10 protein-coding genes are annotated in these 10,598 nt (G+C 65.7%); 6 read left to right on the top strand and 4 right to left on the bottom strand.

Annotated features, from left to right (window positions below):
• Positions 1-464 precede the first annotated feature (464 nt).
• Complete coding sequence (locus J1C49_RS18695) at positions 465-1,535, bottom strand: SH3 domain-containing protein (protein WP_227447364.1); 1,071 nt, start codon at positions 1,533-1,535, stop codon at positions 465-467.
• 363 nt (positions 1,536-1,898) lie between these two features.
• A complete protein-coding gene (locus tag J1C49_RS18690) occupies positions 1,899-2,195 on the bottom strand; it encodes a hypothetical protein (protein ID WP_227447363.1) in 297 nt (98 codons plus the stop codon).
• Positions 2,196-2,500: 305 nt separating this feature from the next.
• Between J1C49_RS18690 and J1C49_RS18685 the strand changes: the two genes are divergently transcribed.
• Positions 2,501-3,889, top strand: coding sequence for a multicopper oxidase family protein (locus J1C49_RS18685; protein ID WP_227447362.1), 1,389 nt, complete (start codon positions 2,501-2,503; stop codon positions 3,887-3,889).
• Positions 3,890-4,133: 244 nt separating this feature from the next.
• The gene (locus J1C49_RS18680; RefSeq protein ID WP_227447361.1) at positions 4,134-4,880 is read left to right on the top strand and encodes a hydroxypyruvate isomerase family protein; all 747 of its coding nucleotides are present in this window, start codon (positions 4,134-4,136) and stop codon (positions 4,878-4,880) included.
• Between the two features lie 43 nt (positions 4,881-4,923).
• Here J1C49_RS18680 and J1C49_RS18675 read toward each other — a convergent pair whose 3' ends face one another.
• Positions 4,924-6,153, bottom strand: coding sequence for an APC family permease (locus J1C49_RS18675; protein ID WP_227447360.1), 1,230 nt, complete (start codon positions 6,151-6,153; stop codon positions 4,924-4,926).
• A gap of 345 nt (positions 6,154-6,498) precedes the next feature.
• Positions 6,499-7,413, bottom strand: a complete 915-nt coding sequence (gene pcaQ / locus J1C49_RS18670; protein ID WP_227447359.1) for a pca operon transcription factor PcaQ — start codon at positions 7,411-7,413, stop codon at positions 6,499-6,501.
• Positions 7,414-7,520: 107 nt separating this feature from the next.
• On the opposite strand from pcaQ, the gene pobA reads away from it, so the two are divergent.
• From pobA to pcaG, 4 genes are all read left to right on the top strand, one after another.
• A complete protein-coding gene (gene pobA / locus J1C49_RS18665; RefSeq protein WP_227447358.1) occupies positions 7,521-8,690 on the top strand; it encodes a 4-hydroxybenzoate 3-monooxygenase in 1,170 nt (389 codons plus the stop codon).
• A 47-nt stretch (positions 8,691-8,737) separates the two neighbouring features.
• Positions 8,738-9,118, top strand: a complete 381-nt coding sequence (gene pcaC / locus J1C49_RS18660; protein ID WP_227447357.1) for a 4-carboxymuconolactone decarboxylase — start codon at positions 8,738-8,740, stop codon at positions 9,116-9,118.
• Positions 9,115-9,831, top strand: a complete 717-nt coding sequence (gene pcaH, locus J1C49_RS18655) for a protocatechuate 3,4-dioxygenase subunit beta (RefSeq protein WP_227447356.1) — start codon at positions 9,115-9,117, stop codon at positions 9,829-9,831. Before pcaC ends, pcaH begins: the two co-directional genes overlap by 4 nt.
• 142 nt (positions 9,832-9,973) lie before the next feature.
• Positions 9,974-10,594 (top strand): protocatechuate 3,4-dioxygenase subunit alpha, encoded by a 621-nt coding sequence (pcaG, locus tag J1C49_RS18650; RefSeq protein WP_227447355.1) that lies wholly within the window; start codon positions 9,974-9,976, stop codon positions 10,592-10,594.
• The last annotated feature ends 4 nt before the right edge of the window (positions 10,595-10,598 follow it).

The raw sequence follows: 10,598 nt of genomic DNA, 5'->3' as shown, positions 1-10,598 counted from the left end.
CGTCAGACCCACGTCAGACCCACGTCAGACCCACGTCAGACCCACGTCAGACCCACGTCAGACCCACGTCAGACCCACGTCAGACCCACGTCAGAGACGTGACCCGAGTCCCTGTCTGGACGCAAGGCCCTCATCGTCGACTTGAAGGGTGCAATACCGCCTGCCGTTGAATCCGCTCTGCCCGCCTTGGTCTGCGGCGTGCCCGCGTCAGTCACCTCAGTCAGATCCGCCACCGCGCGGACGAGCCGCTGTTCGTCCCGTTCAGGCACAGGACGACGGTCTGCCTGTGCCGGGCCGGTCGTCGCGCAGAGGCTTGCCGATAATCGCCTCGCAACGCCATCCGCCGGCACAGTGGCCGCCACTCCGATCAGACCCGAGTCCGTTTGGGCGCCCCCACTGCCGCGCCCGACTGTCGTGGACCGACAGGCGCGGGTGTCCGTTGGACAGGTGCAGTGGCGCGGGTGTCAGTCGATCCCGAAGATCACGGCGTAGTTCGTGGTCGCGCCACCGCGATTGATCACTTCGATCACGTGATCCCCCGACTGCCAGAGCTGACCACGATATTCATTGTCGGAAGAGACCATGTCGAGCAGGAAGGACCTGTCCGGGTTGAAGATCTGGTAATACAGGCCCGGTCCCTGCGCTGCGACGCGCACGTAAAGAAACTGCTCGTTCGCCGCGCCCAGCACGTAGCGGCGCGAGGCTCCGGGCGCCAGCGACCCGGTCAGCTCGGTGCCGGTCGTGCCGGAGGGAAAGCGCACCACAACCGTCTCGGTCTTATCACCGGAGCTGGCGGAGCCACCACCACCACCGCCTGTGCCAGCCGAGGCATCGCCGCTGCCCTCGATCAGAAAGTCACCCGCGGCCCATCCTTCATTGCCGGGATCGGCCAGCGTCGCCACGCGACACCAGCGGCGGCCTTCGGCCATCCGGCAACCGAGGTTGCGCAGGTTTTGGCCGTTGTTCAGCCTGACCACCACCGCGGCCCCGGCGGACGGCGCGGCGCGCAGGTTCAAACCGCCACCCGATGTGGACACCTGGTAGAAATCCGGACCACCCTGCAAGCCGTCGGCGTAATCGGCCTCGACCACGGTGCCGGTCTCTCCCGTGATGCTGATCGCAAGGCTGTAGTCAGAGACCTCGTCGCGGCGCGCAGCGCTGCGCATCATGTAGACCGAGATCGTATAGTCCCCCGACACCGGCAGCGTGGCGTCGTACAGATTGAGGTCGGGCACACTTTCGCCGATCATCTGGCTCACCGCGAGCGCCTCATCTCCCGGACCGCTGCCGGGCGCGTAGACGTTGAAATAGGTGGCGAGGTTCGACGGGTCCAAACGCACCTGCATGCGCTGACCGGCTTCTGCTCCGATCTTGTAGAGCACGTTTTCGTAGCCGGTAATTCTGCCCGCGATCGTGGTGCCGGAACTGCCGGCGTCAAAGCGGACCTGTTCGGTGCGCATGTCATTTTGCGCGATGGCGAGGGCGGGCGCGCTCATGGCAAGAGCGGCGCTTAGCAGGAGGGACGTAATTCTCATGGCGAGGACTCCGTAATCAGGCGTAAGTGAGACCAGCGCGCGCACAGACGCCACAGCGCACCAGCGGTCAGGTGTCTTCTCTCGCGCGCTCCGCGACGTCGAAACGCGGGGTGCCACGCGGTCGGGTGCGCAGGAGGCAATGGCCCCGCGGCAAGGATGCGCCACCTGTCTCATGGCATATCGGCCTCTGGACCCTGGCGCGTGCCTTGCGACCCGGTCGAACCGCAAGGCAATCATGCGTGCGCGGCGGCACGGTGGTTCCCGGCTGTGGCGCGCCCGCCGAGGGGCCGCTTCGTGCAGCCACCCGCAGACCGTTCTGGCCGGGAACGCCTACATGCCGTCAGGCGAGAAGCGCACGGCGCCTCAGCAATCTCCCGCGGGCAGCATGGTCACGGATTCGTACCGCCCTTCGGAAGTCACGATCCGGGCGCAGGCACCGGTTGCACGATTGAACCAGAACGTGGTCAGCCCCTCTGACCGGATGGGTTCATAACCGAGGTTGCGGATACCCATCTCTGCCTGTCCGGCCCGCGCACCTTGAAAAGAGCTCAGATCGGACGCGCTGCCGACCGCGGGCTGACCGACGGGCGCTGCGGCCTCTTCGACGCAAGCGGCAAGCGGCAGGGCCGCGATCAAGATCGTGACTGCTTTGAAATTCATGAGTGTCCTCTTTGTCCTTTGTGTGAGTGGTGCCTTCAGGGTATCGCGCCCATTTTCGGATGGAGACGCGACACTTTGAACGTGTGACCGACCCCGTCGCGACACGCAACGAGGTGTGCAGTCATCTGACCAGGCGCGCTTTCCCGCGCGCGCGGCGCCTTGGCCCACTTGCACGACACGACGCGCGATTTTTCGCACTTGACCTTCCATCAACTGGAAACCCCATATCGTTCTCCGACCCTGTCAGGGCCTGACCGCCTTCGCGGTCTTGCCCATGACCGACGCCACATCTTAGGATCGCCGATATGACATCCATGACCCGACGCCATTTTCACCGCGCCATGCTCGGCGCTGCCATGGCCACCGCGTTGCCCACAGCCTTGCGCGCCGAAAACGCGCCCGTCCTGCATGCCCGCACCGGACAGGCGCGCATCGCGCCGCCCGAGTACCCCGAGACCCGGATCTGGGGATATGACGGCACCGTGCCCGGACCACAGTTGCGCGCGCGCCAAGGTGCGCGGCTCACCCGCGCGTTCCTCAACGATCTGCCCCAGCCGTCATCGGTGCATTGGCACGGCATCAGGATCGAGAATGCGATGGACGGTGTCGCGGGCATGACACAGGACGCAACCCCGCCGGGCGGGCGGTTTCTTTATGATTTTGCGCTGCCGGATGCGGGCACTTATTGGTATCACCCCCATAACCGGACCTTTGAGCAGATGGCGCGCGGTCTTTACGGCGCGCTGATCGTGGAGGAGAAGGCCGGCGCGCCGGAAGTTGATCTTGACGATGTGTTGCTGCTGGACGACTGGCGGCTGACCGATGACGCACAGATCGCGGATGGTTTCGGTGCCTTGCATGACCGGGCGCATGGCGGGCGGATCGGCAACTGGATCACCGTCAACGGCGACGGAGCCTGGAGCCGCCGCGTTGCGAAACACGAGCGGATGCGCCTACGGCTCGTGAACACGGCCAATGCTCGGATCTTCACGCTGGAGACGCGCGGGCTTGCGGGCTGGGTCGTGGCGCTTGACGGCATGCCGCTCGACAGGCCGCAACCGCTCGACCGCCTCACGCTTGCGCCGTCGCAACGCGCCGATCTGATCGTCGATGTGATGGCCGAGGAAGGCGAAGAAGCCTTTGTGGTGAGCGTCGAACGGAGTGGCGGCTATGCGGTGGCCGCGTTCGAGGTAGCAGGGGTTGCACGCCCTGCCCGCCTCGCCGCACCCGGTGCCCTGCCCCCCAACCCGGTCCCTCCGCTGGGCGACCTCGAAACGGCCCGGCGCGCCGATCTGCGCATGGAGGGCGGAGCCATGGGCGGCCTCGGGAGCGCAATGCTCGACGGCCGCATGATGGACATGCGGGAGATGGCCGCGGCCGGCAAGGTCTGGGCGTTCAATGGCATGGCCGACATGGGCGACGTGCCCCTGATCGAGGCCCGGCTTGGCGAAACGGTGCGGATTGCCATGACCAACGACACCGCCTGGCCGCATGGGATGCACCTGCACGGCCACCATTTCCGCAGGGTCGACGCGGATGGCACCGTGGGCCCGTTGCGGGACACAATCCTGATGCAACGCAACGAGACGGTCGAGATTGCCTTTGTCGCGGACAATCCCGGCGATTGGCTCCTGCACTGCCACATGCTCGAACATGCGGCCAGTGGCATGATGACATGGCTGCGCGTGGTGTGAGACCGCGGGCCGCCCGCGATGGCGTGCAGAGGCGGCATGGGGTTTCTTGCGCAGCTCGGATCGGGCCACGCGTGGGCCCCTCGGATGGCAGCGCGCACCGCGCAGTCCGGGTGCGCAGTCCGGGTGCGCCGGCAGGGAGTGGTGAATGCAGGGACGGCCCGGAGGATGCGCGGGACGGCCGGGACCAAGTGGACAGCCGGGCACCGGCGGCACGTGCTGCCATAGCCACCTTGAAAGGACCCAGATGACGGAATTCTCGGCCAATCTCGGCTTTTTATGGACGGATCGTCCGTTGCCGGACGCGATTCATGCGGCCCACGCCGCGGGGTTTGCCGCGGTGGAATGCCATTGGCCCTATGACACTCCAGTGCAAGAGCTGCGCGCCGCGCTCAAGGCCACCGGGCTGCCGATGCTCGGGCTGAACACCCGGCGCGGTGCGCCGGGTGAGAATGGTCTGGCGGCCCTGCCCGGTCGCGAGACCGAGGCCCGCGCGGCGATTGACGAGGCCATTGCCTATGCCGACGCGATCGACGCGCAGGCCATTCACGTGATGGCAGGCTTTGGCGATGGCCATGCCGCGGCGCAGTGCTTCGAGACAAACCTCGCCTATGCCGCCGCGCGCACCCGGCGCACGATCCTGATCGAGCCGCTCAACCGTCACGACGCGCCGGGATACTTCCTTGCGAGGACCGATCAGGCGCGTGGCATCATCGCGCGGATCGGCGCGCCGAACCTCAGGCTGATGTTCGATTGCTACCATGTGGGCCGGACCGAGGGCGACGTGATCACGCGGCTGACCGACCTTTTGCCCATCATCGGACATATCCAGATCGCCTCGGTGCCGGACCGTGGCGCGCCGGATCATGGCGAGTTGAACTATGCCGCGATCTTTGCCCATCTCGATACGCTGGGATGGCGACGCCCGCTCGGGGCCGAATACCGGCCCGCCGGACCAGACGCGACGTTTGACTGGATGCGCGCGCTTGGCTGAGCCCGCGCGGACACAGCGCGCCTTGCCCGTCCGGTGCCCCCCCTCACAACAGCGCCGTTACCAGCAATGCGGCGCTGCTCAGCACGCCCAGAACCGGGATCAGCATGGGCACGCGGAAATGGTCTCCTTCCGCGCCGGACTGCCGTTTCAGGGCGATGAGCGACAGGTTCACGAAGATAAACACCGTCAGCACGATTTGCGCCGTATATCCCGCGAGACGTTCGATCGGCACAAGCTGGCTCAAGGCGATGATCGCGACCACAACCAAGGCGGTGGCGACAGTGGGCGTGCGGGTGCGCGGCGACACGTAGGACAGGCGCGCCGGCAATTGCCCCCGGTCAGCCATGCCATAAAGCACGCGCGAGGCCATGATGATCTGGATCAGCACGCCGTTGATGGTTGCGACCACCGCCACGGAAGAGAACGTCGCCTGAACCCATTGCGGCGCGGCGGCAAACACAAGGCCCAACGGCGCCTCGGAGCCCGCCAGCGCCTCCAGCGGCACGGCATGGAGCACCGCCGCAACGACCGCGATATAGACCAGCGTTGTCACGACCAGCGTCAGTCCGATGGCGCGTGGCAAAACGTGGCGCGGGTCGCGCGCCTCCTCGGCGATGTTGACGATATCCTCGAACCCGACAAAGGCAAAGAACGCCAGAACCGACGCGGCGGCGATCCCCGCCCAATGCGGCCCGGAGAGCGGCGGGACCATCGCCGCAAGCGGTGTGCCGGACGGCTCTGCAACCCATGTCGCCCACAAGACGACGCCAAACAGCCCGCTTATCTCGATCACGGTAATGACGGCCGCCGTCGCCACCGATTGCGTGATCCCCCACCATGCCAGCGCGCCCATGACAAGCACGACCAGCACAGCCATGAGATCGGCGCGCAACCCGAGAAGATCGGCAAGGTAGCCCCCGGCCCCGATCGCGACAGCGGAGGCGGAAACCACCCCCGACACAGCCACGGCCAGCCCGACGGCCTGCGCGATCCGGACCTTGCCGAGACCGGCCGCCACATAGGCCGCGGCCCCCGCGCTGACCGGCAAGCGGGTCGACAATTCCGCGTAGGAAAACGCGGTAAACCCCACCACGATGGCCGCGAGGATGAAGGCCACCGGCGCAAAGGCGCCCGCCATGGCAGCGGTCTGTCCGACAAGCACATAGATCCCCGCGCCAACGGTCACGCCCAACCCGTAGAGCGTGACAAGCGGCAGCGACAGGCTCCGGTTCAGAGCGACATGGGCCGGTGCATCGGTCGCGCGGTGGCTCATCCGGTCACCTCGCGGAAAGCAGCCGGCGCGACCCGCACCGAGGATGCGCGCGCGACAGCCAGATGCGAAGCCGCCACCACCGGCCACCGGCGCGCGACGCACGGCACAGGACCCAGCCATGCAGGCCGCGCCGGTTCAGGAACTTGGTCATTTTTCCCCCGCTGAAGGCGTTTCCCCAAGGCCGACGGTAGGGCTCCACGCTTGTCGGGTCATTGCTCTGGATCAATCCGGGCTCTGGATCCATCAGGGCTCCGCAAAGGACGGTCCGCAAAGGACGGTCCGGGGGGCGATCTGTCTGCGCGCCGGGCCAAAAGCCACCGACAACAGCGGCCCCGGATCGCTCCCTCAGCCCGCAACCGCCCCGTTTGACACCGCGCCCACCGTGCGGGCGAAGGCCCGCACCAAGGCCGACGGCACCTCTTCGGAGCGGCTCATGATCCCCGCCGCGCCAACGGTTGCCGTCATGTCAAGTTCCAGCGCCACCATCCGGCCCGCGGCCACGTCATCAGCGATCACTCCGCGGCTGATGAACCAGACAAGCTCCGGGTCGCAGAGCACCATCGCCCGCCCGAAAGATGAGGATGTGGTTTCGATCCGGTTCTCGAACAGGGGCACGCCCTGCGCGATCAACATCCGCGCAATCAGCGGCCGGATGGCAGAGGATTGCGGCGGGTAAAGCACCCGATAGCGGCTCAGCGCCTCGAATTGCCGGATCCCGGCCGCCGCGCTGTCGGCGCGACAGACAACGACCACCTCCTCGGCATGCAATTGCCGAAAGCTCAGCCCGTCCATGGTTTCCGGCCGGCCCAGTCGTCCGATCACGAGATCGAGCGCACCGCTGCGCAGTTGGCCGGTCAGCGCCTCGTGCGGGCCTTCGACCACTTCGAGGATGGTATCGGGGTGCTGCGCGAGAAATGCCTGCGTCGCGCGCACCAAAAGCCCCGAGGCGACGCTTGGCAGCGCGCCGATGCGCAACCGTCCCGGAGCGGTGCGGTCCGCCTGCACGCTGCGCAAGCCCTGCCGGAGCGCCGCGGTGCTCTGCTCGGCGAATTGCAGGAAGACTGCGCCCTGATCGGTGAGCCGCACCCCGGCCCGGCTGCGATCCATCAGAGTCACGCCCAGGATGTCCTCCAGATCCTTGAGCGTGCGCGAAATGGCGGGCTGGGTCAGGTTGAGCCGCTCGGCTGCGCGCTTGAGGCTGTGCTCGCGTGCAATGGTGCTGAAGGCGTCGAGATGACGAAACTTGATACGGCGATCCATTCAGTTACCTGTTGTGACAATCATAATGCTCAATAACTCATTTTTCATGTCGCTGAAATTATGAAAAACACGGAATGGCAGGAGGAGGTGACAAGGGAGTGCGCCGCATGAAAACTCAAGTTGCCATCATCGGCGGCGGGCCTTCGGGGCTTTTGCTGTCACAGCTGTTGCATCAGCATGGCATCGACAGCGTGGTCCTCGAACGCAAGACGCGGGACTATGTGCTCGGGCGCATTCGCGCGGGCGTGCTCGAACAGGGGCTCGTGCGGCTGATGGAAGAAGCCGGCTGCGCGGACCGGCTGCATGCGGAGGGGTTCACCCATGACGGCACCCAGATTTCCTATGGCGACGAGATGTTCCGCGTCGACTTTGCCGCGCTGACCGGCAAGCCCGTCGTGGTCTATGGCCAGACCGAAGTGACCCGCGATCTTTATGACGCCCGCGAGAAAGCCGGCGGCGCGCTGGTGTTCAATGTCGAGGATGTGGTCATTCACGACGCCGAGACCGACAACCCGCGCGTGACCTATCGCGTGGGCGGCAAGGCCGAGGAAATCCGCTGCGATTTTGTTGCCGGCTGCGATGGTTTCCATGGTGTCAGCCGCAAGACCATCCCGGACACCGTCCGCCGCGAATACGAAAAGGTCTATCCCTATGGGTGGCTCGGCATCCTCAGCCGGACCCGGCCCGTCAATGACGAGCTGATCTATGCCAATTCTGAGCGTGGCTTCGCGCTGTGTTCGATGCGCAACGAACGCCTGAGCCGCTACTACATCCAATGTCCGCTCAGCGACCGGGTCGAGGATTGGAGCGACACGGCGTTCTGGGAAGAGCTCAAGCGCCGCATTCCCGCCGATCAGGCCGCCAGGCTCGAAACCGGTCCCTCGATCGAAAAGAGCATCGCGCCGCTGCGCTCCTTCGTGACCGAACCGATGCGCTGGGGGCGGTTGTTCCTGTGCGGGGACGCGGCGCATATCGTGCCGCCCACCGGGGCCAAGGGGCTCAACACCGCGGCCTCCGACGTGCATTACCTGCACAACGCGCTGCGCGACTATTACGCGTCGGGGTCCAGCGCGGGCATCGACGCCTATTCGGAGAAGGCGCTCGCCCGCGTCTGGAAGACGGAGCGGTTTTCGTGGTGGTTCTCATCGCTGATGCACCGCGCGCCGGACCAGACGCCGTTCGATCACAAGATGCAGCTGGCGGAGTTGGCCTTTCTGCGGTCCAATCGGGCGGCACAACAAGCCATGGCGGAGTGCTATGTCGGATTGCCGTATTGAGACCGCCTCAACCGGACGCCACGCGCAGCACGAAAGGATCACAGACCATGACCGATCGCTTTGAAACCGGGATGACGACGCGCCGCGCCGTGCTTGGAGATGCCCATGTGAACGGGGCCGAAGCCGCCAAGACCGGGTTCGACGCGCCGTTCCAGACCCTGATCACAGAAGGCGCCTGGGGCACGGTCTGGGCGGATGATACGATTTCCCGCCGGGAGCGCTCGATGCTCACGCTGGCGCTGCTGGCGGCGACCGGCAATTTCGACGAGATCCCGATGCATATCCGCGCCACCGCCAATACCGGTGCCAGCCGCGATGACGTGATGCAGGCCTTTCTGCATGTGGCCATTTACGCCGGTGTGCCGAAAGCCAACCACGCCATCAAGCTCGCCAAGCAGACCTTCGACGCCATGGGAGAGACATCATGAGTGCAGCGGCCGCCTTCTATCAGCGCAACCGGGACCGCCACCCGCCCGCTCTGACCCCCGCCTACAAAACCTCTGTTGCGCGCTCGCCGCGTCTGGCACGGATCAGCCTCGACCAATCGGTGGCGGAAATGACCGGCCCGACCTTTGGCCATGATGACATCGGCCCGCTGGATAACGATCTGATCCGCAACTACGCGCAGGATGGCGACCCGATCGGAGAGCGGATCATCGTGCATGGTCGCGTGCTCAACGAAAACGCACGCCCAGTGCCCAACACGCTGGTGGAGATCTGGCAAGCCAATGCCGGAGGCCGCTACCGGCACAAGAAGGACACCTATCTCGCCCCGATTGACCCCAATTTCGGCGGCTGTGGCCGGACCATCACCGATGCCGATGGCGCCTATGCCTTCCGGACAGTCAAGCCCGGCGCCTATCCGTGGCGCAACATGGTGAATGACTGGCGGCCCGCCCATATCCACGTCAGCGTGTTCGGCACCGCGTTTTGTCAGCGGTTGATCACGCAGCTCTATTTCGAGGGAGACCCGCTCATCGCGCGCTGCCCGATCGTGCAGACCATCCCCGATCCGGACGGAATCGACGCCCTGACCGCGCGGCTCGACATGAACGCCACGATCCCGCTCGACACCATCGCCTATCGGTTCGACATCGTGCTGCGCGGGCGCCGCGCGACGATGTTCGAAAACCGGCCCTGAACTGGCCCGCGCCGGCGTGGAGCCACGGTGCGACAGTCCGGGGTGGCGATAGCCGGTTTGGCCCGTGGCGCACGCCCTCGGGATCCGGCCATGCCCGCCCCCGCTTTAGAGACATGCCTTCGATGAAAGACAGGACCGCCCCATGACACAGCCCTTTGACTATCTGCGCGAAACGCCGTCGCAAACGGCAGGCCCCTACGTCCATATCGGCCTCGCACCGGGCGCGGCGGGGTTTGACATCTACGACCGTGAGCTGGGCTGGGATATTGCCGGGCCAAACGCGAAAGGCACGCGCATCCGCATCGAGGGGCTGGTCATCGACGGCACCGGGAGCCCGATCAAGGATGTCATGCTGGAAGCCTGGCAGGCAAATGCCGCGGGCCATTACGCCCATCCCGAAGGCGGCGGGCCGGTCGAGGAGGGCTTTCGCGGCTGGGGCCGTGTCATCACCGATTTCGAAACCGGCGCCTGGGGCTTTGACACGATCAAACCCGGCTCTGTCCGCGATGGATCCGGCAAGGTGCACGCGCCGCATATCTCGCTCTGGATCGTGGCGCGCGGCATCAATCTTGGGCTCAACACCCGGCTCTATTTCGACGATGAGGCCGATGCAAATGCCGCAGATCCGGTGCTCGGCATGATCGAATGGGAACGGCGGCGGCCGACGCTTATTGCGCGCCGGACAGAATCGGACGGCAAGCCGGTTTACCGCTTCGACATCCGCATCCAGGGCGAAGACGAGACCGTGTTCTTCGACATCTGATCCC

This window comes from Cognatishimia sp. F0-27, assembly GCF_020667845.1.
Lineage (GTDB): Bacteria > Pseudomonadota > Alphaproteobacteria > Rhodobacterales > Rhodobacteraceae > JAFMPQ01.
The sequence above is the reverse complement of the archived record's forward strand: the minus strand, read 5'-3'. Positions and strand labels throughout refer to the sequence as shown.

What these genes read in the sequence shown, in the direction of transcription:
- pobA (WP_227447358.1), top strand. Translation starts at nt 7,521, where the DNA reads ATGAAAACTCAAGTTGCCATCATCGGCGGCGGGCCTTCGGGGCTTTTG.
- J1C49_RS18685 (WP_227447362.1), top strand. Translation starts at nt 2,501, where the DNA reads ATGACATCCATGACCCGACGCCATTTTCACCGCGCCATGCTCGGCGCT.
- J1C49_RS18690 (WP_227447363.1), bottom strand. Translation starts at nt 2,195, where the DNA reads ATGAATTTCAAAGCAGTCACGATCTTGATCGCGGCCCTGCCGCTTGCC.
- pcaH (WP_227447356.1), top strand. Translation starts at nt 9,115, where the DNA reads ATGAGTGCAGCGGCCGCCTTCTATCAGCGCAACCGGGACCGCCACCCG.
- pcaG (WP_227447355.1), top strand. Translation starts at nt 9,974, where the DNA reads ATGACACAGCCCTTTGACTATCTGCGCGAAACGCCGTCGCAAACGGCA.
- J1C49_RS18695 (WP_227447364.1), bottom strand. Translation starts at nt 1,535, where the DNA reads ATGAGAATTACGTCCCTCCTGCTAAGCGCCGCTCTTGCCATGAGCGCG.
- pcaC (WP_227447357.1), top strand. Translation starts at nt 8,738, where the DNA reads ATGACCGATCGCTTTGAAACCGGGATGACGACGCGCCGCGCCGTGCTT.
- J1C49_RS18675 (WP_227447360.1), bottom strand. Translation starts at nt 6,153, where the DNA reads ATGAGCCACCGCGCGACCGATGCACCGGCCCATGTCGCTCTGAACCGG.
- pcaQ (WP_227447359.1), bottom strand. Translation starts at nt 7,413, where the DNA reads ATGGATCGCCGTATCAAGTTTCGTCATCTCGACGCCTTCAGCACCATT.
- J1C49_RS18680 (WP_227447361.1), top strand. Translation starts at nt 4,134, where the DNA reads ATGACGGAATTCTCGGCCAATCTCGGCTTTTTATGGACGGATCGTCCG.